Source organism: Streptomyces sp. NPDC101181, assembly GCF_044767975.1.
In the GTDB taxonomy this organism is placed as follows: domain Bacteria; phylum Actinomycetota; class Actinomycetes; order Streptomycetales; family Streptomycetaceae; genus Streptomyces.
In genome coordinates, this window is the sequence record NZ_JBIWOX010000017.1 from 152,909 (window position 1) to 175,266 (window position 22,358).

The window sequence follows — 22,358 nt, forward strand, 5'->3', positions numbered from 1 at the left end:
ACACCCCTTCCGGGCGGGGCATGTCCAAGGCCAGGGGGCGTACGTCAAGGTCGTACCAGCCGTACGACGGTGTACGGCACAGCCTGAGCCGTCGAACCGGGTGCCCCGGAATAGACGAAGCCCCTGGCGCAATAGCGCAAGGGGCTCTTGCACCAAGATGCTACCCGAGGAAGGACCGAGGTGTCGGCTGCAGAGCCCCCCGGCGACGGCGGCGACCAGCTCCTGGTGGTCATCGACCCGGCCGCGCGCCGGAGTGACGGCGAGTCCGTCCGCATCGCGAAGGACGTGCTGAGCGCCGGCTCGCACGCCAAGATCTGCCTTCCGGACAGCCCCGAGGAGTTCGCCAGGGCCCTGTCCCGCCGGGGCTCGCGCCGACCGGTGGTGGTCGGCGACGACCACGCCCTGCTGCGCGCCGTCGCCCAGTTGCACCGCGAGCGGGAGCTGGCCCGGGGCGTGCTCTCCCTGATCCCGGTGGGCGCCGCGCACGCCCTGGAGGTGGCCCACGCCCTCGGGGTGCCCCGGGGCGCGGTGGCCGCCGCACGGACCGCGCTCGACGGGGCGGTGCGGCGGCTGGACCTGCTGGTCGACGACAGCGACGGCGTGGTGCTGGGGCGGCTCCGCATCCCCGCCCCGCCGCCTCCGCCTCCCGGCCCGCAGAGCCCGCACCCGGGCGGCGCCTCCGTCTGGCACACCTGCCGCTCGCTGGTGTCGTCGCTGGTCCGCCCGGCCCCGGTGGCCGCCGCCGCCCACCCGGGCACGCACCGGCTGCGCATCGAGGCGGACGGGGTGCTGCTGAGCGACCTGGACACGCCCGTGCGGGGCCTCTCGGTGACCTCCCAAGGCGACGGGGGCCTGGCCGACGTGGTCGTCCGCACCTCCTCGGGCCGGGACGTGACGGCGGCGGCCAAGGCGGTCACGGTCTCCGGCGCGGACTTCCGCTACCGGGCCGACATACAGACCGGCGGTCCGGTCCGGACCCGCACCTGGACGGTCCGGGCGGGCGCCTGGGGGCTCATGCTGCCCGCCCCGGCGAGCGCGGGCGGGGCGACAGGCGCACGCTGAGAGGGGCGACCGCCCCACATGCCCCACGCCCCGGAGGTGACGGTCATGAACAGGATCGCCGTTGGCTGGCACATCGACCTCGAATTCGAGGAGGACAGCCACCGCACCCGTGCCGCGGCCCTCGTACGCCTCTCCGACGGTACGGAGGTGCGCGCCCACGGCTACGCCAGCCGCCACCCCTCGGACGCGGACCAGCAGCGGGTGGGCGAGGAGATCGCGGGGGCGCGGGCCCTCAACGAACTGGCGATGAGACTGCTGACGAAGGCGCACGACGAGATCGACGAGGCATCCGGGCGGACGTCGTACCCGCTGACGCCCTGATCGCCCGATCTCCCGATCGCCTGATCCCTCCGCTCCCCTGATCACCTGATCTCCATGCCCCTGATCCACTGATCCCCGTCGGGCTCCGGGGAGCCGTGCGGACGGCTCCGCCGGGCGGCATCACGGCCCTGGTGAACGGGGTGGGCCCCGCAGCCGGCGGCCGGGGCCTGGAGGAGGGCGGTGCGCGGGGTGGGAACCCCCGGGGCGGGCCCGCGCGTCCTCTCCCCCATGGACACCGACGGGGACACCGGGGGAACCCGACGAGAGGCCGCCACCGGCGCTGTGGGCTGTCTGACCGCCGTGCTCGGGGCCCTGGCGGGGGTCGCGGCCTGGCTTCCGTACGGTAGGCGAGGTCTCGACGGCGGCTTCGAGGGGGAGATCAACGCGGACGTCCTGTGGCTGGGCCTGCCCGTCATGGCGCTCGGCGGGGCGGTGGCCACACTGGCCGTCTTCACCGTGATACGCGGCCGGTGGCGCCCGGCGCTCGGACTGGCGGCGGCCCTCGCGGGGATCGCCGCGTTCGGGTCCGGCTTCGAGGTCCTGGCCGGTCCGCGGTCGCTGCAGGACTGCGGCACACCCTGCTGACCGGCCGAGGGGGCGGGGCGGGCCCGAAGCGCTCCCGTTCTCCGCGCCTAGACCTCCACCACCAGCTCCTTCAGCCCCCGGATCACGTAACCGGGGTGCCACTCCGGCTCGGCCACCAGCCGCATCGTGGGTGCCTTCCGCAGCAACTCGCCGAAGGACGCGGACAGTTCGAGGCGGGCCAGTGGGGCGCCCAGGCAGTAGTGGATGCCCGCGCCGAAGGTGATGTGCGGGTTGTCCGGCCGGGACAGGTCCAGGGTGTCCGGCCGCGCGAACCGCTCCGGGTCCCGGTTGGCCGAGCCGAACAGCAGCGCCACCTCCGCGCCGCGCCCGATGGTCCGGCCGTCGATCTCGATGTCGTCCAGCACCCAGCGCTCGAACATCTGCAACGGGGTGTCGTAGCGCAGCAGTTCCTCGACCGCGGTGGGCAGCAGCGCGGGGTCGGCGCGCAGGGCGGCCAGCTGCCCCGGGTGGTGGAAGAGGGTGCGCCAGCCGTTGACGGTGGTGTTCACCGTCGCCTCGTGGCCCGCGTTCAGCAGCAGGACACAGGTGGAGATCATCTCCTGTTCGCTCAGCCGCTCCCCCTCGTCGTGGGCGGCGATGAGCGCCGAGACCAGATCATCGCCGGGGGCCTTGCGACGCTCGGCGATGAGTCCGCGCAGATAGCCGGAAAAGTCGACGGAGGCCCGGACGGCGGCGCGGGCCGTCTCCTGCGACGGGTTCAGCTCGAACATCCCGCAGATCGCCGCCGACCAGGGCCGCAGCAGCCCCCGATCCGCCTCCGGGACGCCCAGCATCTCCGCGATCACCGCGACCGGCAGCGGCTCGGCGACCTCCGCCAGCAGGTCCCCGCCGCCCTTCGCCACGAAGGCGTCGACCAGCTCGGAGGCCAGCCGCCGGACGGTCGGGGCCAGGTTCTCGACCGTACGCGGGGTGAACGCCTTGGAGACCAGCCGCCGGATGCGGGGGTGGTCGGGGGCCTCCAAGTCGAGCATGCCCTGACCGTTGAGCGTGGTGAACGGCTCGTGCGCGGCGGGCGGCGGGGTGCGGCCGAACTCCTCGTGGCTGAAGCGGTGCAGATACGTCCGGCCCAGCCGGCGGTCGCGCAGCAGGGCCGACACGTCGGAGTGGTGCGGGATCAGCCACTGCCCGGTCGGCTCGAACCAGTGCGCCCGGCCGGCGGCGCGCAGGGCGGCGTAGGCGGGGTACGGATCGGCGACGAACGCGGGCGACCAGGGGTCGAAGGACACGTGCATGACCCGACGCTACCCGCGCCCGCGCCGACCGCAAGGGGCCGCTACCCCGGGGTGACGAGCCTCGCCTCGTACGCGAACACCGCCGCCTGGGTCCGGTCGCGCAGGCCCAGCTTCACCAGGACGCGGCTGACGTGCGTCTTGATCGTCGACTCGGCGACGATCAGATGCGCGGCGATCTCCGCGTTGGACAGCCCCTGGGCGATCAGGACGAGGACCTCCGTCTCCCGTTCGGTGAGATCCCCGATCCGGGCGAGGGCGGGCGGGCGCGGGGCCTCCGCGAGCTTGGAGAACTCGGTGATCAGCCGCCGGGTGACCGTCGGGGCGAGCAGCGCCTCCCCCGAGGCCACCACCCGCACCCCGTCGGCGAGCTGCCGGGCCGAGGCGTCCTTGAGGAGGAAGCCCGAGGCCCCGGCCCGCAGCGCCTGGTAGACGTACTCGTCCAGGTCGAAGGTCGTCAGCACCAGGACCTTCGCGTCGGCGTCCTGGGCGACGATCTCGCGGGTCGCCTCGATGCCGTTCATCTCCGGCATCCGGATGTCCATCAGGACGACGTCCGGGCGCAGGGCGGCGACCTGGGCGAGGGCCTGGCGACCGTCGACCGCCTCGCCCACGACGGTGATCCCGGGCATCGCGTTGAGCAGGACGGAGAAGCCCTCGCGGACCATCATCTGGTCGTCGACGATCAGGACCCGGGTGTCGGCCGGGGCCGGGGTGCCGGTGTCGCTCATGCCCGCTCACCCCGGTCGCTTCGGTCGCCCTGCTCGCCCCGGTCGCCCTGCTCGCTTCGGTCGCTCCGGTCGAGGACGACGGTGTCGCTGGTGTCGGCGGTATCGGTGGCGGGCGCGGTGGGGGCCTCAGGCAGGGTGGGCGCGGGCCGAGTGGGCTCGGTGGGCCGGGCGGGTGCGGCGGGGGCCTCAGGCCGGGCGGGCGCGGGCCGCGTGGGCTCGGTGGGCCGGGTGGGTGCGGCGGGAGCCTCAGGCCGGGTGGGCGCGGGCCGGGTGGGCTCGGTGGGCCGGGCGGGCTCGGAGCCTGCGGAATTCCCGCCGCCCCAACCGCCCGCCGTGGTCTCCGTGCCCGCCCCCCTGGTCTCCGTGGCCGCCGGAGTCGGTGTGGCCGCCGGAGTCGGCGTGTCACGGGGTTCCGGCTCCTCCGACAGCGGTACGGGCAGGAAGACCGCGACCTCGTAGCCGCCGTCCCGCGTCGCCGTGGCCGTCATCTCGCCGTTCAGCATCGCCACCCGCTCCCGCATCCCGGTGATCCCGTGCCCGGCCCCCGGCGACGGCTTGACCAGGCCGGTCGGCGGCCCGTTGAGCACGCGCACCCCGATCCCGCCGAGGACGTAGCCGAGCTCGACCCGGGCCGTGGCGCCGGGCGCGTGGCGCAGGGTGTTGCTCAGAGCCTCCTGGATGATGCGGTACGCCGACAGCTCGACGCCCTGGGGCAGCTCGCGAACGGCCCCGGTGATCACCTTCTCCGTCTCCAGACCGGTGTCGCGGACGTTGTTCAGGAGTCCGTCGAGTGCGGCGAGGGTGGGCTGCGGGGCGTCCGGGGCCGCGTAGTCCTCCGCGCGGACGACTCCGAGGACGCGGCGCAGCTCGGTGAGGGCGGCCACGGCGTTCTCCCGGATGGTGACGAAGGCCTGCTCCAGCTCGGGCGGCGGGTTCTCCACCCGGTAGGGGGCGGCCTCCGCCTGGATCGCCACGACCGACATGTGGTGGGCGACCACGTCGTGCAGCTCCCGGGCGATCGTGGTCCGCTCCTCCAGCAGGGTGCGCCGGTCGCGCTCGACGGCGGTGACGGTGCGCTGGACGGTGACCTCCCGCTCGGCGTCGCGGACCTCCTGCTCGGCGTCGCGCCGGACCTGGAAGAGGACGACGACGAGCAGCGCGAGGGCCGTCAGGACGGCCACGGGCGCGGTGATCGACGGGCTCCCGCCCTCCAGCACCACTCCGAACAGCAGGGTCAGCAGCCACATCCAGGCCGCCGTACGGGGTCGGGTCCGGGCGGCCACGATCACCAGGACCACCACCTGTCCGGCGAGCGCGCTCACCCCCCACAGCCCCTCGCTGCCCAGCAGCGCGGTGACGAACGTCGCGACCCAGGAGGCCCAGAACGCGGCGACCGGCCGGATCAGGGTCATCGCGACCGCGATCGCGGGCACCAGGCCCACGAAGAGCCGGAAGTTCCAGCTGGCGAACCCGGACAGCATCACGAGGAAGGCCGCGAACAGCACCAGGGCGTGCGGGGTCCAGATCACCGCCCTCCGCAGCCCCTCGGGCAGCTGTCGTATGAACCGCCCCTCCTGCGAGAGGGGCGGCAGCGGTCGGTAGGCGAACACATGGCGGAAGAGGTCTTCCCGCAGGCCGTCCATCGCACTGGCGGCCGCCCGGAACTCCGGGCTGCTGGTCTTCGACTGGGTCTCGGTCACGTTTCCACGGTAGGCGGGAGCGGAGGGCGGGTCGTCAGCACCGATACGGATTCCCCGGCGTCCCCCTCAAGGACTACCCGCCTCCGCCGCCCGCCGTCGGGTCGCTCGGATCCCCCGCACCCGAGCCTCCCGACGCCTCCTCCCTGCCCCCGCCTCCGGGTACGCCGCCTCCGCACGCAAGCGCCCGCCCGGCACTCCGCCGCCTCCACGGGCACCCGCCCCGCGCACCGGCGCCTCTCCGCGCACCCGCCCCGCTACGCGCCCGCGCGGAAGTGCTCGGCGTGTTCGTCGGCCCACTGCGCGAACGTCCGCGCCGGACGCCCGGTGACCTTCCGCACGGTGTCGGTCACGGTCCGGCCCTCGGGCGGGGTGTCCCGGTAGACGCCGATCAGGAACCCGATCACGTCCTCGGGCATCCCGTTCGCGCGCCACGACTCCAGCGCCTGTTCCTCGGTCAGCTCGACCAGCTCGATGTCCGCGCCTCGCGCCGCCGCGACGGCCGCCACCTTGTCGCCGACGGTCAGCGCCTGCGGCCCGGTGATCAGGTACACCTGGCCGCCGTGCCCGTCCTCGGTGAGCGCCACCGCCGCCACCGCGCCGATGTCCGCCTCGTGCACCATCGCGCTGAGCCGCCCGACGAAGGGCTCGCGCACCACGCTCTCGGCCTTGACGCCGGGGGCCCACTCCAGGGCGTTCGCCATGAACTCCACCGGCATGACCACCGTCCAGGCCAGCCCGCTCGCGCGCACCGCCGCCTCCATCGGGGTCTCGCCACCCCCGTTGAGCACGGTCACCCGGCGCACGCCCGCCTTCCGGGCCAGGGCGAGGATCTCCTCACCGGTCTCCAGCGGCGCGAAGAACGCCCCGCCGAAGGTGATGAGGTGCAGCCCGGTCACCCCGTCGAGAGCGGACTCCAGCGACGCCGGGTCCTCCAGGTCGCCGCGGACGACCTCGACGCCCGCGGGCAGCTCCGCCCGCGCCGGATCGCGGGTCAGGGCCCGGACGTGCTCGCCGCGCTCCAGCAGCTGCTCGACGACGCGACGTCCGACCGTTCCCGTGGCTCCGGTCACCAGGGTCGTCATGGGGTTCTCCTTCGGCTCGACACCCGTTTCGGTTCGACACCCACGACGCTAGAGACCCTTGCGGACACCTTCTGTCCGCAACTGCACGCCCTGTCCGCACCGCACGCCCTACCCGTGACCGCACGCCCTGTCCGTGACCGCACGCCCTGTCCGTGACCGCACGCAGATGACGGCCCCGGCTCCCCCCACCTCCCCGGTCACCGGGGAGGTGGGTCACCAGGCCAGCTGGGTGATCTCCTCCGCCACCACCGAGCAGGCGTCGGCAGTCGGGTCGATCAGCGGGAAGTGCCCGACGCCGCCCAGGAGCGTCAGCCCGACCGTCTCGCCGGACTTCGCCGCGGCGTCGACGTACGCCTCCGGGACGGCCGCCGGTACGACGATGTCCTCGACGCCCTGCACGATCGCGGTGGCGATTCCCGTGGGCAGCAGCGCCGCCGGGTCCGCCTGCGCCGCCCGCTCATCGAACACGCCCTCTTCACCGAGGAGTTGAGTGACGGCCCCGCCGCACACCCCCCGCTCGACCGCCGCTGTGAAGTGCGCGATCGGGGCCAGTGCGACGACCCCGCGCAGCGCCGGCGGGGCGGGCAGCCGCCACGGCGAACCCTCGGGCAGGACGTGCCGCGCCGCCGCCCAGAGCGCCAGGTGCCCGCCCGCCGAGTGGCCGGTGACCACGATCCGCCGGACGTCCGCCTGCGGCAGGGCCTGGGCGGCCAGGACGGGGACGGCGTCCAGCGCGGCGGCGACGTCGTCGAAGGTGTCCGGCCAGCGCCCGGCGACGGGGCCGACGTCCGGCCCGCCGGGCTCCGCGCCGCCGCGCCGGTACTCCACGCTGGCCACGGCGAAGCCCCGGCGGGCCAGGAAGTCCGCGAGCGGGGAGACATGGGCCCGGTCGTACGGGGCGCGCCAGGCGCCGCCGTGCAGCAGGACGACGAGCGGGGCGCCGGTGCGGCCGTCGCGCGAAGCGTAGAAGTCGATGACCTGGTCGGGGTGGTCCCCGTAGGCGGCGGTCCGGTCGGGGGCGACGGGGGGATGCGCGAACGCCGACGCGCTCTCGGCCTCGTCCCGATCACGCGCCGCAGAGTCCGGGGAACCCGGGAAATCCGACATGCTGCTCAACCGTCCTCCGCCCGCGGCCCGCGCTCCGCGCCCGCCGTCCGTACCCGCCGTCTGTGCCGTGACCCGCGCCCGTGTCCGTGACCCGGGTCCGTGGCCCGCGTCCGGGCCCATGGCCCGTGCTCGTGCCGAAGCCCGCAACCCGCAGCCCGTTCCTGAGCCCGTGGCCCGTGCCCGTGCCCATGGTTCGTGTCCGTGTCAGGTGCCCAACTGGGCTGACCTGCGGGGACGGTACCAGCACGCGGCACCGTCCCCCGCCACGCCGGTCGGAGCGCGACGCCCCGTCAGGCGGCCGGGTTCTCCCCGGGCACGTCCGCGAGCACCTCGGCCAGCACCCGCGCCGCGCGTTCCGCGTCGGCGAACCCCACGTACAGCGGGGTGAAGCCGAACCGCAGCACGTCCGGCCGCCGCAGGTCGCCCACCACACCCCGCTCGATGAGGCGGCGCATGACCGGCTCGGCGTCCGCGCAGCGCAGGGCGACCTGGCTGCCGCGTTCGGCGTGCGCGGCCGGGGTGACCGAGGAGACCCGGCCGGGCGGTACGTACGCCTCGACGCACTCCAGGAAGAAGTCCGTCAGCGCCAGCGACTTGGCGCGCACCGCGGCCACGGAGACCCCGTCCCACACGTCCAGGGCCGCGTCCAGCGTGAGCATGGAGACGATGTCGGGGGTGCCGACCCGGCCCCGTACGGAGCCGTCCGCCGGGGTGTAGTCCGGGGTCATGCCGAACGGGTCGGCGTGCGAGTTCCACCCCGGCAGCGGGGAGTCGAAGGCGGCCTGGTGGCGCTGGGCGACGTAGAGGTACGCGGGCGAACCGGGGCCGCCGTTCAGGTACTTGTACGTGCAGCCGACCGCCAGGTCCACCTGGTGCTCGTCCAGCGCGACGGGCAGGGCACCCGCGCTGTGGCACAGGTCCCACACCGCGATCGCGCCCGCCGCGTGCACGTCGGCGGTCAGGCCCGGCAGGTCGTGCAGCCGCCCGGAGCGGTAGTCGACGTGGTTGAGCAGGACGACGGCGGTACGGGGGCCGAGCGCGGCCCGCACCTCGGCCGGGTCGACGGGCACGATGCGGCGTCCGGTGAGCCGGGCGGCGGAGGCGGCGATGTACCCGTCCGTCGGGAACGTCGTCGCGTCCACCAGGATCTCGTCACGTCCCCCGTCACGGGCGGACGGTCCCCCGTCGTGAACGGACGGCCCCCCGTCGTGGACAGACGGTCCGCCGTCGGGGCGGTCCGCGAGGCGGCTGCCCGCGACGACCGCCTTGAAGATGTTCACGCTGGTCGAGTCGCCGACGACGATCTGCCCGGCGGCGGCCCCGACGAGCGGGGCGATCCGGTCGCCGATGCGCTCGGGCGCGGTCCACCAGCCGCTCTCGTCCCAGGAGCGGATGCGCAGCTCGCCCCACTGACGGGTGAGGACGTCCCGCACCCGGTCGGGGACGTGCAGGGGCAGCGCGCCCAGCGAGTTGCCGTCCAGGTAGACGCCGTCGTCGAGCGCGAACAGCTCGCGCTGCGGGGCCAGCGGGTCGGCGGCGTCCAGCTTCAGCGCCCGTTCGCGGAGCGCGTCACGTGAGGTCTCAGACATGGCTTCGGGCCGTCCACAGTTCGGGGAACACGTTCTTCGTGGCGCGCTTCTCCAGCCAGGCGACCCCGGCGGAACCGCCGGTCCCGGTCTTGGAGCCCATCGCGCGCCGGGTGGCGACCAGGTGGTCGTTGCGCCAGCGCCAGACCAGCTCGCCGACGTCGGTGAGCAGTTCACCGAGGCGGACCAGCTCGTCGTTCTGGTCGTCGGAGGCGTAGATCCGCGCCCACACCGCCTCGACCTCGGGCGAGGGCTCGTACCGCTGGGTCAGGTCCCGGCCGATGACGGACTCGGGGATGGCATACCCGCGCCGGGCGAGCAGCGCGAGGGTCTCGTCGTACAGGCTGGGCTCGCCGAGGGCCTTCTCCAGCTCGTCGTAAACCCGGGGCGCGCCCCGGTGCGGCACCAGCATGGACGCGGACTTGTCGCCGAGCAGGAACTCCATCCGCCGGTACATCGCGGACTGGAAACCGGAGCCCTCACCGAGCGAACTCCGGTAGGAGTTGAACTGGGCGGGGGTCAGTCCGGCGAGCGGCCGCCAGGAGTCGTTCAGCGCCTCCAGCTCGCGCAGCGAACGCTTCAGCGCGTCCCGCGCGACGGGTACGCGGTCCTCGCGCAGGGCGCGGGTGGCGGTCTCCCACTCGTGGACGATGACGGTGAACCACAGCTCCATGACCTGGGTGGTGACCAGGAAGACCATCTCGCCGGGATCGTCCGAGCGCAGGTGCTGGAGGTGGGTCAGGACGTCCGCCTGGACGTAGTCCTCGTACGGAGTCGTTCCCGCGAAGTCCAGGTACGGGGTGTCCGCACCGGTGGCTTCGGGGTCGGGGTGGTTGGTCGACATCGCTGTCTCCTCGACACGAGCTTCCGGGTAGCGGTCCGCCCCTTCCGTGAGGTGATGGGCTCCGGTCCCCTGCTCGCATAGTAGGGCCTCGCTTCGGACCCGGCCCGGCCCGGTCCGGCCTGATCCGGCCCGGTCCGGCCTGGTCCGGCCTGTTCGGAGGGAGGCCCTCCGGTGCTCCCCGCCCGTGACGCCCGAGCGGGGAGCACCGGGAGGGGTCAGCCGAGGATGTCGGCGGCGGTCGGCGAGGAGTCCCGCAGGAACGCCGAGCAGCGCTCGTGCTCCTCGGTCTCCCCGATGGCCCCGGCGGCCCGCGCCAGGGCGTGCAGGGCGCGCAGGAAGCCGCGGTTCGGCTCGTGCTCGAAGGGGACGGGGCCGTGGCCCTTCCAGCCGGCCCGGCGCAGCGCGTCGAGGCCGCGGTGGTAGCCGGTACGGGCGTACGCGTACGACTCGACGACCCGGCCGCCCTCGTACGCCTCGTCGGCGAGCTGCGCCCAGGCGAGCGAGGAGGTGGGGTACTTCGCGGCGACCTCGGCGGGCGGGGTGCCCGCGGCGAGCAGCTCGCGCGGCTCGGGGTCGTCGGGGAGGTGGGTCGGGGCGGGGCCCCCGAGCAGGTTCTCGTGGATCGACATGGCTCAAGTGTGCCTGCCGTCACGCCTCGGCGGCACCGCGCCCCGGCCGCGGCTCCGGGCCGGCCCCGCGGGCGCGGTCCGGTTCCAGGGGCGGGGAGACGACCCCGCAGTGCACCGCGGCCGCGGGCCTCTCGCCCCGGGCGGCCGCGGCGGCCGCCGGGGTGCGCACCGTCCACCAGGCGATGACCGCGCCCGCCACCAGCAGTCCGGCGCACATCGGCATCGCCCGCCGGAAGGTCGCCGCGAACTCGCCCGCGTCCCGGTAGGCCTCCGGCCCCATCCCGGCGAGCAGCGGCAGCGCGGCCACGGCGATCAGCCCGGCGGCGCGGGCGGCGGCGTTGTTGATGCCGCTGGCGAGACCGGCCCGCCCGGTGTCCACGGCGGCCAGGACGGTCGCGGTGAGCGGCGCGACGACCACGACAAGCCCGGCGCCGAGCACCAGGACGGCTGGCAGCACCTCGCTCACGTACCCGCCGAAGGACGCGCTGCCCGGCCCGACCCGCAGCATCAGCAGCATCCCGGCGGCGGCCAGCAGCGGACCCACGGTGAGCGGGATGCGCGGCCCGATCCGCCGCCCCAGCTCCCCCGACCAGGCGGAGAACAGCAGCATCAGGACCGTCGTCGGCAGCAGCGCGGTACCGGCGCCGAGCGCCGAGTAGCCGGCGACCACCTGGAGCTGGATCGCGGAGAGGAAGAAGAAGCCGCCGAGGGCCGCGTACACGCAGAACGTCACCAGGTTGACCGAGGTGAACAACCGCGATCGGAAGATCGACGGCGGCAGCATCGGGTCCGCCCGCCGCTGCTCCACCCGGACGAACGCGGCCCCCAGCAGCAGCCCGCCGACGGCCGCCCCGATCACGAGCGGCGAGGCGCCCTGCTCCGGGGCCTCGATCAGCGCGTACGTCACCCCGGCCAGCGCCAGCGCCCCGAGGGCGGCCCCCAGCACATCGAACCGGCCGTGCGCCGCCGGATCCCGCGACTCCGGTACGTGCCGCAGGGCGACGGGGATACAGATCGCGGCGAGCGGCAGGTTCAGCAGGAACACCCACCGCCACCCGGGCCCGTCGACGAGCCACCCGCCGACGAACGGCCCCACGGCCGCCCCCACGCCGCCGAACCCGGACCAGAGCCCCACGGCTCGGGCCCGGTCGTCCGGGTGGAAACCGGCCTGGATGATCGCCAGGGACCCGGGCGTGAGCAGCGCTCCGCCCACCCCCTGGAGGGCCCGCGCGGCGATCAGCACCTCCGCGTTCGGCGCGATCCCGCACAGCAGCGACGCCAGCGCGAACCACACCACCCCCACCAGGAACACCCGCCGCCGCCCGTACCGGTCACCGAGGGCCCCGCCGAGCAGGATGAGCCCGGCGAGCGTGAGCATGTAGGCGTTGACGGTCCACTGGAGCGCGGCCAGATCGGCCCCGAGGTCGGTGCCGATGCGGGGCAGGGCGACGTTGATGACGGTGGAGTCCAGCATCGCCATGCCGGACCCGAGCACGGTGGTGAGCACGACCCACCGCCCGGCGGGCGAGGCGACCCGGATCTCCCCGGACTTCTCTCCTGGCGCGGAGGCAGCAGCAGTCATGGGGCCAGCCTGCCCCAATCAAGCCCTGGTGGCGAGGGAGGAGCCGGGGGCCCGGGTGCGCCCCGTTCCCCGAGGCCACCGGCCCCCTGGCCCGCACCGCTACGGGCCGCCCACGCCCCCCTGGCCCGCGCCGTTCACCGGCCGCCCGGACGGCGCACCAGGTGTGCCCTCCCGGGGCCACCGGCCGACGCCCCGCTCAGCCGGCCTCCGCACGGCCGGTCTCGTCCGCCCCGTTCCCCGAGGCCACCGGCCCCTGGCCCGCACCGCTACCGGCCGCCTACGCCCCCTGGCCCACACCGCTCACCGGCCGCCCGGACGGCGCACCTGGCGCACTCCCCCCGGGGGGGGCACCGCCCGGCGCCCGCTCACCCGGCCCGTACCGCTCCCACGCCGCGCACCAGCGCCTCGATCCCCCGGGCGGCCTTCTCCCGGGGGCACCCCACGTTCAGCCGGACGAACCCGGGCGCCCCGTAGACGGACCCCCTCATCACCGCGACCTTCTCCCGCTCCACCAGCACCCGCTGCAACGCGTCCTCGTCCACGCCCAGCGGCCGCAGGTCGATCCAGGCCAGGTACCCGGCCTGCGGCGGCCGCCAGCCCAGCTCGGGGAAGCTGTCCGCCAGCCGCTCGGCGACCAGGGCCAGGTTCCCCGCCACGTACGCCCGTGCCGCGTCCAGCCACGCCGCGCCCTCCCGGTAGGCGGCGATGTGCGCGGTCAGCGAGAGCACGGCGGGCGAGGCGAGACCCTCCGCCGTCTCCATCCGCCGCAGGAACTCCGCCCGGTCCGCCGGATCTCCGATCAGCCCGTACGAACCGGTCAGCGCGGGGAAGTTGAACGCCTTCGAAGCGGAGGTGATGAGCGCCCAGCGGCCCGCGCCCGCGACCCGGGTCCACGGCACGTGGGCACCCCCGGCGTACTGCTCGTGCACGAAGTCCGCGTGGATCTCGTCGCTGACCACGGCGACCCCGTGCCGCTCCGCCAGCGCCGCCGTGCGGGCCAGTTCACCGGCCGTCCACACCCGGCCGGTCGGGTTGTGCGGCGAGCACAGCACCAGGACCTTCGCGTCCGGCCGGGCCAGCTCCCGCTCCAGCGCCTCCTCGTCGCCCACCGGCACCCCGCGCAGCTGCCGCCCGAGCCCGGTGATCGCCTTGCGGAAACCGTCGTACACCGGGGTGTGGACGACGACGCCGTCCCCCTCCTCCGTCCACATCTGAAGCAGCTGGGAGAGCTGGCTGAGCACGGAGGGGCCGTAGACGAGCTGCCCGGTGTCGATCTCGGCGCCGTGGCGGGTGGCGTACCAGTGGGCTATCGCCGAACGGAAGTCGTCCTGCTGCCAGGTGGTGTAGCCGAACACCCCGTGCTCCAGCCGCGCCCGGAGGGCGTCCAGCACCTCGGGGGCGGTGGCGAAGTCCATGTCGGAGATGGTGAACGGCAGCAGGTCATCGACCCCGAACCGGTCGGCGACCCCGTCCCATTGGACGCACCAGGTTCCCCGGCGGTCGACGGCGGTGTCGAAGTCGTAGTGCGTGCCCACGTGGCGGCCCTCTTCTCTTCCCGGCACGGCGACGGGCCCGGCCCCCGCGAAGGAGGACCGGGCCCGTGGCCGTACGTCCGTGCGGACGGGTGGTTACTTCAGCTTCGTACCGGTCGAGCGCAGGTTCGCGCAGGCCTCGGTGACGCGCGTGGCCATGCCGGCCTCGGCGGCCTTGCCCCAGGTGCGGGGGTCGTACGTCTTCTTGTTGCCGACCTCGCCGTCGACCTTCAGGACACCGTCGTAGTTGCGGAACATGTGGTCCACGACCGGGCGGGTGAAGGCGTACTGGGTGTCGGTGTCGAGGTTCATCTTCACGACGCCGTTCTCCAGCGCGGTGGCGATCTCCTCGGCGGTGGAGCCCGAGCCGCCGTGGAAGACGAAGTCGAACGGCTGGCTGCCGGCCGGCCTGCCGTACTTCTCGGAGACGCCCGCCTGGAGGTCCTTCAGCAGCTCGGGGCGGAGCACGACGTTGCCCGGCTTGTAGACGCCGTGGACGTTGCCGAACGAGGCGGCCAGCAGGTAGCGGCCCTTCTCGCCCAGACCCAGCGCCTCGGCGGTGCGCAGCGCGTCGTCGACGGTGGTGTACAGCTCGTCGTTGATCTCGTGCGTGACGCCGTCCTCCTCGCCGCCGGTCGGGGTGATCTCGACCTCAAGAATGATCTTGGCGGCGGCGGCCTTGGCCAGCAGCTCCTGACCGAGGGACAGGTTGTCGGCGAGGGTCTCGGCCGAACCATCCCACATGTGGGACTGGAAGAGCGGGTTCAGCCCCTTGGCGACGCGCTCCGCGGAGACGTCGAGCAGCGGACGTACGTAACCGTCCAGCTTGTCCTTGGGGCAGTGGTCGGTGTGCAGCGCGATGGTGACGTCGTACTTCGCGGCGACGATGTGCGCGAACTCGGCCAGGGCGACCGCGCCCGTGACCATGTCCTTGTTGTGCTGGCCGCCCAGGAACTCCGCACCGCCGGTGGAGATCTGGACGATGCCGTCGCTCTCGGCCTCCGCGAAGCCGCGCAGGGCGGCGTGCAGGGTCTGGGACGAGGTCACGTTGATGGCCGGGTAGGCGAACTTGCCCGCCTTTGCCCGGTCGAGCATCTCGGCGTAAGCCTCGGGGGTTGCGATGGGCATCTGACCGCTCCTTGGGATGTGCGGGTGTGCAGGCGTGAGTCCCTGACCTGGGGGCGACGTCATCGTCCCGCCCATCTTCCCAGACTCACCCCCCGGCTCCACCCGGCGGACCCCGTCGGACACCGTCCGGGAACGGGCCAGGGGTGGAGGGTTTCACGTGAAACCCTCCACCCCTGACGAAAACCGCAGGTCAGCCCCGCCCGGACCGGGACCCGCACCCGTCCGGCCCAGACGCGTCCGGCTCACGCGCAGACGCCTTCGGCTCCGGCGAGACCGGCCTGGACGAGACCGGGCCGGACGAGACCGGGCCGGACGAGACCCGCTCCGGGGAGACCGGCTCAGGCGAGGCCGAGATCGGCCACCGAGTAGACCTGGACGTACGGCAGCCCGGCCTCGGCGATCGCCGGGGCGGCCCCGCGCTCGACGATCACGGCGACGGCGACGACCTCGCCGCCCGCCTCACGCACCGCCTCGACGGCGGTCAGCGGCGAGCCGCCCGTGGTCGAGGTGTCCTCCACGACCAGGCAGCGGCGCCCCGTGACGTCGGTGCCCTCGATCCGGCGCTGCATCCCGTGCGCCTTCTGCGCCTTGCGGACCACGAACGCGTCCAGCCGCCGGCCGCGCGCGGCGGAGGCGTGCAGCATCGAGGTGGCGACGGGGTCGGCGCCCAGCGTCAGCCCGCCGACACAGTCGAAGTCCAGCTCGGCGGTGGCGTCCAGCATGGCCTGGCCGACCAGCGGCGCGGCCTGGCCGTCCAGCGTGATCCGGCGCAGGTCGATGTACCAGTCGGCTTCCAGCCCCGAGGAGAGGGTCACCTTGCCGTGCACCACGGCCTTGTCCTTGATCTGCTGGAGCAGGTCAGCGCGTACGTCAGTCATGTGCACGAGGGTAAGCGGTGCACCCCGGCCGTACACGCCCCGCTCCCAGCTTCCCGCTTCCCCGCTCGCGGCTTTCCGCTTCCCCCGCTCCTGGCTTCCCGCTTCCCCTTGCTCCCGGGGCCGCGTGCTCCTGGGTCAGAGCCGCACCCAGCTCCAAGTGGCCGTCAGCTCCAGCGGGTCGATCGGGGTCACCAGCCGGGGTGCGGTGTTCAGCCCGTTCGGCGGCCCGGACTGCGGCTCCACGCACACCGCCTCGTCCTGCTCGTCGTAGACCACCACCCACGTGCTGCGGCTCTTCACCGTCAGCTCCAGCTGCTCCGGCCAGGTCAGCGTCACGTCCACGCCGTCGGGCATCCCGAAGCAGTCGTCCCAGGGCCCCGGCAGGGGGTCGACACGCTTCCCGGTCGGCAGATGGTCCGCGCCCCGCTCCTCCTGCCAGGCGGGATCGAAGGAGAGCCGGACGTCCTGGCCACCGAGATTGCGGTGGAACCAGGGGTGCCAGCCGGCCTGGGCCGGGAAGGAGTCGCCGTACGTCTCCACGGAGAGCCCGAGCGCCAGCCCGTCCCCGGTCAGCTCGAAGGTCTGGGTCACCCGCCCCTCGTACGGCCAGGGTTCGGCGAGGTCGTAGTAGAACGACGCCCGGCCCTCCGCCAGGTCGGCGGCCGTGTACGCGGGGTGCCAGGAGGTGTCCCGGCCGGTGCCGTGGATGGCGTGCGGCGGGGAGTTCAACGGCAGTTCGTGGAGCGCGTCCCCGTTCCGGAACCGCCCGTTCGCGGTCCGCCCGCACCAGGGCACCATCGGGAAGCAGCCGTACCGCTCCCCCTGGCGCAGCAGTTCCACGCCCCCGATCCGGAGGCTGCTGACGCGGCAGCCGTGCCCGGGGTCGACGGTCAACTCGGCGTCGCCGACGGTCAGCCTGACGTTCTCTTCGTTCCTGCTCACCCGACGACCCTACTGGCGGCTCACAGCCTCCGACGTCGCAACGCCCGCCCCAGCACCACCGCGGAGGCGAGCGCGAGCGCGGCGGCCGGGGCGACCCAGCGCAGCGTGGTGCCCGCCCCGCCCTCCTCGGGCGAGGGCACCGGGGCGTACCGGCCGCGCGGGGGCGCGTGGTCGACCTCCTCAGCGCTGCGCCCGATCATCGTGCGGCGGGCGTGTGCGGCCTCGGCGGCCGGTTCGTCCGGGACGGTGAACTCCACCCCGGCGACGGGGTCGAGCGAGGAGGGCGGCACGGGCGCGTCGAAGACGGGTCCGTCGTCGGCACCGGCCTCGGAGGCGTCATCGGCCACGGAAGCGTCATCGGCATCAGCTCCGGCTTCGGAGGCGGCGTCAGCGTCAGCGCCGGAACCGGCGTCGGCGTCAGCACCCGAACCGGCGACGGCGCTGGCACCGACACCGGCATCGACATCGGAACCGGAACCGGATCCGGCGTCAGCCGGAGAATCCGCGCCGCCCGGAGCCTCCGCGGCCAGCGACTCCGTCACCAGCTGCTGGGTGAAGCGGTCCAGGAGCCGCAGGGCGGCCGCGAGGGCCGCGCCCTTCTCCAGCTCGGCCAGTCGGCCGTCGCCGTCCGCGCCACCGCTGTACGCGATCGTCGTCCCGCCGTCGGCCTCGGTGAGGGAGACGGTCAGGGCGAGCCGCACCGCGCCGGTGCCCCGGGCCTCGACCCCCTCCCCGGTCACCGAGAAGCGCGGCCCGGCCGGGCCGTCGTCGCCCTCCGGGCCGGAGAGCCGCAGTTCGCCGCGGTAGGTGATGGTGTGACCGCCCGCCCGGAGCTTCAGCCGCCCGGCCAGGGGCGACGCCGAGGCGTCCGCGTCCTGTTGGAGACCGGGGACGCACCGGGCGACGCGGACGGGGTCGCCCAGCGTGCGCCGCAGGGCCGGGACGGGAACCGGAACGTGCACCTCATGCTCCATGGACAGCGAGCCTAATCGGCCACGGCCGCGACGTCAGCGCTTCCCCCGCCGAGGACCGCCGCCGGGCGGTTCAGACGTCCTCCCGGTAACGCGGGTGGACCAACGTCGACGGGGTCCGTCCCGGCAGCCGGGCGGCGTCCGCGGCCCGCGCGCCCTCGGCCAGCTCCCGCCCGCTCAGCGACCGGGCGGCGGGCCCCTCCGCGGGCAGGGCGGGCGGCTCCACCGCGTCGCCCGCCCCCGCGAGGAGGAAGCCCCAGTCCTGCGGGCCGCGCGCGCCGCCCCCGACCCGGTCCGGACTCGCGGCGAAACCGGTGTTGCGGCCGGTGATGCGGTACGGGCGGGTGGTCAGGCCGACGTCGCGGACGGAGGCCTCCACCGTCCAGAAGGTCTCCGGGCGCACCCCCAACGGCCCGGCGTGCACCACGAGTCGCCCGCCCGGCGCGAGGGCCTCGGCGACCAGCCCGTAGAACTCGGCGGAGTACAGCTTCGTGCTGGCGGTGATGCCCGGGTCCGGGAGGTCGGAGATCACCACGTCGTAGCGGTCGTGGTCGGACCGGAGCCAGGTGAAGGCGTCCGCCCCGACGGTCGTGAGGCGCGGGTCGCGGTGGACGTGGCCGTTGAGCGCGGAGAGGGCCGGATCCGTACGGGCCAGGCGGGTGACCACCGGGTCCAGTTCGACGACCGTGACCGCGCGGACGTCCCGGTAGCGCAGGACCTCCCGGGCGGCGAGCCCGTCACCGCCGCCGAGGATGAGGACGCGGGCGCGGGGCCCGTTCATCGCGGGGTGGACCAGCGCCTCGTGGTAGCGGTGCTCGTCGCGGGCGCTGACCCGCAGGCGGCCGTCCAGATAGAGGTCGAGGGAGTCGCGGTCGTCGCCGGTCAGGACGACCTCCTGCACCCCGGTCTGCACGGCGACCCGGACCTGGTCCCCGTAGACCGCCCGGCGCGCCGCCCGCTCGAAGTCGTCGACCAGCGTCGTGGCGGTGCCCAGGGCCGCGATCACCGCGACGTTGACCAGGAGGAGCGACCAGCGGGTGCGGGAGCCGAGGTCGCGCCGGAAGACCCACAGGACCAGCGCACCGCCCGCCGCCGCGTTGACCGCACCGGTGAACAGCGCGCCGGTCAGCTGCCCGAGCATCGGCAGCAGCAGGAACGGGAAGGCCAGTCCGCCGACGAGCGCGCCCACGTAGTCGGCGGCGAAGAGGTCGGCGACGGCCCCGCCCGCGTCCTGCCGGTCCACCCGCTGGATCAGCGTCATCAGCAGCGGGATCTCCGCACCGATCAGCACGCCGATCGCCAGGGAGAACCCGACGAGGGCGTACCGCGACTCGCCGAGCCAGGCGAAGGAGGCGTAGAGGACCAGCGCGGAGGATCCGCCGATGAGGGCCAGGGCCGCCTCGATCAGCCCGAACCCGACGGCGGCGTGGCAGCGCAAACGTTTCGCGAGCAGCGAGCCGATGCCCATCGCGAACACCATCACGGAGAGGACGACGGAGGCCTGGGTGACCGAATCACCGATCAGGTACGAGGCGAGCGCGACCAGTTCGAGTTCGTAGACGAGGCCGCAGGCGGCGCAGACGAAGACGGCGGCCAGCACGAGGAACCGGCCGGTCCTCGGCCGTACGGGAAGCCGCGCCGCGCCCCCTCGCAGCGGCACCTGCTGGTCGATCATGGTGGGAACGCTACGTCACAGCACGATTGCTGTTTGTCACCCACACGGGTGCAAGTGCGCCGTCACCGGCATGTTCCCGGCCTGGCCCGACCCGAGCCGCGGCTCTCGCGGCGACGCGGGCCGGGGCCCAGCTCACCGCCCGCGCGACAACCCGGGCCGCGGTCCGGACCGGCGCCCGACCGACGACGCGAACAGCGGTCCGGGCCCCGGTTCAGGCGCCGATTCAGGCCGCCGCCGCGGGAATCCGCACCCCCACCCGGGTCCGGGTCACCACCAACTGCCCCTCCTGCGGGTACGCGTGCCAGGTGCGCCACCGCACCTGGCCCTCGGACCGCTGGGCGAGCATCGCGGTGAAGGCGTACGGGCTGCCGGGGAACGTGCCCGCCAGGCCGTGCGGGTGGTCGCTCACCAGGGCGAGCAGTTCCTGCGCGCGCCCCGCGAACTGGCCCTGGGTCAGGGTCTCGACGCGGGCCGCGAATTCGTACTCCCAGTCCCCGAGCCGCTTCGCGACGCCGAGGGGGAGAGGGGTGCTGCTGCCGGGCATGCAGGCGACGGTCTCGGAGCAGACTCCGCGGTCCTCCTGGAGGAGGACCTGGTGGGAGGCGCCGAGCAGCCGCAACTGGAGTTCCGCGCCGTCGAGCTGGAGGTCGAGGACGGCGAGGGCGGGCAGTGGCTCCCGGCCGAGCATCCAGGCCAGGTCGGCGGCACGGGTATCGGAATAGGCCGTCTGGAGGGTGGTGAGCATGGGTGGGCTCCGCAAACACGCGTGGACTCGAGGACAGCGAGCACCCCCGGTTACTGCGCATGGGAGGAGGGGAACGCCCGATCTGGTCCAACTGGGGTCCGAGGGCTGAATGTTCTCTTCGAAGAGGGAATCACGAAGTACGCCGCACTCGCAGCGTTTTCGCCCAACTTGCCGTGGTTTCCATCCCCTCGGGGGCAGCACGGTTCACCTGTTCAAGCAAAAACGTCCGCGTCGCTCAACAAAAAGGCGCCCGGAGGGAGTTCACCCTCCGGGCGCCCGGCCTCAGATCACTGTCGGTGACCGCCGCTCGGCCCGGCAGGACCGCCCGGCCGCAGCGCCGCCCGGCCCGGCCGGCTCAGCTGCTGCCACCGCCGCAGCCGCCACCCCTGCCCCCGCAGGAGGAGCTGCTGCTGCCGCACGAGGAGCTGCTGCCGCCGCCGCAGGAGTGGCCGCCGTGGCTCCCCCCGCCCGAGTCGCCCGCACCGCCGCAGGACGAGCCGGAGTCGCCACCGCCCGCGTACCAGCCACCGCCCGACGCGGCCCCGGTCCGCCGGCGCCTCGACCGGGACCTGCCGCCCGCACTGCCCCGTACCGCGGCCACCACGATCCCGACGACCGCCAGAACGATCACCATCGTCACGAAGACGACCATGCCGATCACCCGCCTTTCCTTCCCCCGAAGCGAGGATTCCCCCGTCGCTTCCATGATGTGCGACGTGACAGGGGGATCCCCCCGCCGCCCGCGGTCCAAAGCGGACTTGAGCAACTCCAGAGCTTCGGCCCAGGATGGCGCCCATGACACAGGGACGACCCACCCATGGACGACCGGCCCCCGAGGGCGCGGCGACGGAGCGACCACTGCTCAACCGCCGCCTCGCCGCGTTCGGCACGACGATCTTCGCCGAGATGTCCGCGCTGGCCGCGCGGACCGGCTCCATCAACCTCGGCCAGGGCTTCCCCGACACCGACGGCCCCGAGGAGATCCGGGAGGCGGCGGTCCGGGCGCTGCGCGCCGGGCACGGCAACCAGTATCCGCCGGGCCCCGGGGTCCCGGAGCTGCGCGCCGCCGTCGCCGCCCACCAGGAGCGCTTCTACGGCCTGACCTGGTCCCCGGACACGGAGGTCTTGGTGACGACGGGGGCCACCGAGGCCATCGCGGCGTCCCTGCTCGCCCTCCTGGAGCCGGACGACGAGGTCATCGCGTTCGAGCCGTACTACGACTCGTACGCCGCCTGCGTCGCCCTGGCGGGCGCGAAGCGGGTACCGCTCACCCTGCGCGCCCCCGATTTCCGCCCGGACCTCGACGAACTGCGCTCCCTGATCACCCCGCGCACCCGCCTGCTGCTCCTCAACACCCCGCACAACCCGACCGGCACCGTGCTCACCCCCGCCGAACTGGAGGGCATCGCCGCCCTCGCGGTGGAGCACGATCTGCTCGTGGTGACCGACGAGGTGTACGAACACCTGGTGTTCACCGGCGCCCACCACCCGATCGCCGCGCTCCCGGGGATGCGCGAGCGCACGGTCTCGATCTCGTCGTCGGGCAAGACGTTCTCGTACACCGGCTGGAAGGTCGGCTGGGTCACCGGGGACGCGGCGCTGGTGACGGCGGTGCGCGCGGCGAAGCAGTACCTGACCTTCGTCAGCGGGGGCCCGTTCCAGTACGCGATCGCCGAGGCGCTGGCCCTCCCCGACGCCTTCTTCACCGGCTTCCGCGCGGACCTGCACCGCAAGCGGGACCTGCTGGCCGGGGGCCTGCGCGCCGCGGGCTTCCAGGTGTACGAGCCGGAGGGCACCTACTTCATCACCACCGACATCGCCCCGCTCGGCGAGACGGACGCCTACGCCTTCTGCCGGGCGCTGCCGGAGCGCTGCGGGGTGGCGGCGGTCCCCAACTCGGTCTTCTACGACGACCCCGAGGCGGGCCGCAGCCAGGTCCGCTTCACCTTCTGCAAGCGGGACGAGGTGCTTCAGGAGGCGGTGGAGCGGCTGGCGCGGCTGGGGTGAG

20 protein-coding genes and 1 pseudogene are annotated in these 22,358 nt (G+C 74.1%); 4 read left to right on the forward strand and 17 right to left on the reverse strand.

Going from position 1 to position 22,358, the window contains the following annotated elements; all coding sequences use genetic code 11:
- Positions 1–180: 180 nt before the first annotated feature.
- From ACIRRU_RS23785 to ACIRRU_RS23795, 3 genes are all read left to right on the forward strand, one after another.
- The gene (locus ACIRRU_RS23785; protein WP_403683648.1) at positions 181–1,062 is read left to right on the forward strand and encodes a diacylglycerol kinase; all 882 of its coding nucleotides are present in this window, start codon (positions 181–183) and stop codon (positions 1,060–1,062) included.
- Positions 1,063–1,107: 45 nt separating this feature from the next.
- The gene (locus ACIRRU_RS23790; RefSeq protein WP_363201893.1) at positions 1,108–1,383 is read left to right on the forward strand and encodes a DUF1876 domain-containing protein; all 276 of its coding nucleotides are present in this window, start codon (positions 1,108–1,110) and stop codon (positions 1,381–1,383) included.
- Positions 1,384–1,611: 228 nt separating this feature from the next.
- Positions 1,612–1,968: a hypothetical protein gene (locus tag ACIRRU_RS23795; RefSeq protein WP_403683701.1), complete on the forward strand. Its 357-nt coding sequence runs from the start codon at positions 1,612–1,614 to the stop codon at positions 1,966–1,968.
- A gap of 47 nt (positions 1,969–2,015) precedes the next feature.
- Here the strand turns inward: ACIRRU_RS23795 and ACIRRU_RS23800 are convergent, their stop codons facing one another.
- The 17 genes and pseudogenes from ACIRRU_RS23800 to ACIRRU_RS23880 form a co-directional block, all read right to left on the reverse strand.
- The gene (locus tag ACIRRU_RS23800; RefSeq protein WP_403683650.1) at positions 2,016–3,221 is read right to left on the reverse strand and encodes a cytochrome P450; all 1,206 of its coding nucleotides are present in this window, start codon (positions 3,219–3,221) and stop codon (positions 2,016–2,018) included.
- Between the two features lie 41 nt (positions 3,222–3,262).
- Complete coding sequence (locus ACIRRU_RS23805; protein WP_403683651.1) at positions 3,263–3,949, reverse strand: response regulator; 687 nt, start codon at positions 3,947–3,949, stop codon at positions 3,263–3,265.
- Between the two features lie 377 nt (positions 3,950–4,326).
- A pseudogene (locus ACIRRU_RS23810) lies at positions 4,327–5,649 on the reverse strand (sensor histidine kinase); the annotation flags it as partial.
- 254 nt (positions 5,650–5,903) lie between these two features.
- Complete coding sequence (locus ACIRRU_RS23815; RefSeq protein ID WP_403683653.1) at positions 5,904–6,731, reverse strand: NAD(P)H-binding protein; 828 nt, start codon at positions 6,729–6,731, stop codon at positions 5,904–5,906.
- A gap of 213 nt (positions 6,732–6,944) precedes the next feature.
- On the reverse strand, positions 6,945–7,838 hold the full coding sequence (locus tag ACIRRU_RS23820) for an alpha/beta hydrolase family protein (RefSeq protein WP_403683655.1): 894 nt from the start codon (positions 7,836–7,838) through the stop codon (positions 6,945–6,947).
- A 290-nt stretch (positions 7,839–8,128) separates the two neighbouring features.
- Positions 8,129–9,427: a kynureninase gene (gene kynU / locus ACIRRU_RS23825; RefSeq protein ID WP_403683656.1), complete on the reverse strand. Its 1,299-nt coding sequence runs from the start codon at positions 9,425–9,427 to the stop codon at positions 8,129–8,131.
- Positions 9,420–10,268 carry a tryptophan 2,3-dioxygenase family protein gene (locus tag ACIRRU_RS23830; RefSeq protein WP_403683658.1) on the reverse strand — a complete coding sequence of 283 codons (849 nt, stop codon included), beginning with the start codon at positions 10,266–10,268 and terminating at the stop codon, positions 9,420–9,422. Before ACIRRU_RS23830 ends, kynU begins: the two co-directional genes overlap by 8 nt.
- 215 nt (positions 10,269–10,483) lie before the next feature.
- On the reverse strand, positions 10,484–10,897 hold the full coding sequence (locus tag ACIRRU_RS23835) for a DUF3151 domain-containing protein (protein ID WP_363201884.1): 414 nt from the start codon (positions 10,895–10,897) through the stop codon (positions 10,484–10,486).
- Between the two features lie 19 nt (positions 10,898–10,916).
- Positions 10,917–12,479 (reverse strand): DHA2 family efflux MFS transporter permease subunit, encoded by a 1,563-nt coding sequence (locus tag ACIRRU_RS23840; protein WP_403683660.1) that lies wholly within the window; start codon positions 12,477–12,479, stop codon positions 10,917–10,919.
- 365 nt (positions 12,480–12,844) lie between these two features.
- Positions 12,845–14,014 (reverse strand): MalY/PatB family protein, encoded by a 1,170-nt coding sequence (locus ACIRRU_RS23845; RefSeq protein WP_403683662.1) that lies wholly within the window; start codon positions 14,012–14,014, stop codon positions 12,845–12,847.
- A gap of 93 nt (positions 14,015–14,107) precedes the next feature.
- Positions 14,108–15,139 (reverse strand): class II fructose-bisphosphate aldolase, encoded by a 1,032-nt coding sequence (gene fbaA / locus ACIRRU_RS23850; protein WP_403683664.1) that lies wholly within the window; start codon positions 15,137–15,139, stop codon positions 14,108–14,110.
- Positions 15,140–15,477: 338 nt separating this feature from the next.
- Positions 15,478–16,017 (reverse strand): orotate phosphoribosyltransferase, encoded by a 540-nt coding sequence (pyrE, locus tag ACIRRU_RS23855; protein WP_363201880.1) that lies wholly within the window; start codon positions 16,015–16,017, stop codon positions 15,478–15,480.
- 135 nt (positions 16,018–16,152) lie between these two features.
- Positions 16,153–16,959 carry an aldose 1-epimerase gene (locus tag ACIRRU_RS23860; RefSeq protein ID WP_403683666.1) on the reverse strand — a complete coding sequence of 269 codons (807 nt, stop codon included), beginning with the start codon at positions 16,957–16,959 and terminating at the stop codon, positions 16,153–16,155.
- A 20-nt stretch (positions 16,960–16,979) separates the two neighbouring features.
- Positions 16,980–17,933: an SRPBCC domain-containing protein gene (locus ACIRRU_RS23865; RefSeq protein ID WP_403683668.1), complete on the reverse strand. Its 954-nt coding sequence runs from the start codon at positions 17,931–17,933 to the stop codon at positions 16,980–16,982.
- A gap of 70 nt (positions 17,934–18,003) precedes the next feature.
- Positions 18,004–19,605 carry a polyamine aminopropyltransferase gene (locus ACIRRU_RS23870; RefSeq protein WP_403683670.1) on the reverse strand — a complete coding sequence of 534 codons (1,602 nt, stop codon included), beginning with the start codon at positions 19,603–19,605 and terminating at the stop codon, positions 18,004–18,006.
- Positions 19,606–19,828: 223 nt separating this feature from the next.
- Positions 19,829–20,350 carry a DUF2617 family protein gene (locus tag ACIRRU_RS23875; protein ID WP_403683672.1) on the reverse strand — a complete coding sequence of 174 codons (522 nt, stop codon included), beginning with the start codon at positions 20,348–20,350 and terminating at the stop codon, positions 19,829–19,831.
- Between the two features lie 355 nt (positions 20,351–20,705).
- Positions 20,706–21,011 (reverse strand): hypothetical protein, encoded by a 306-nt coding sequence (locus ACIRRU_RS23880; protein ID WP_403683674.1) that lies wholly within the window; start codon positions 21,009–21,011, stop codon positions 20,706–20,708.
- A 134-nt stretch (positions 21,012–21,145) separates the two neighbouring features.
- On the opposite strand from ACIRRU_RS23880, the gene ACIRRU_RS23885 reads away from it, so the two are divergent.
- A complete protein-coding gene (locus ACIRRU_RS23885) occupies positions 21,146–22,357 on the forward strand; it encodes a pyridoxal phosphate-dependent aminotransferase (protein WP_403683676.1) in 1,212 nt (403 codons plus the stop codon).
- Position 22,358: the final 1 nt, after the last annotated feature.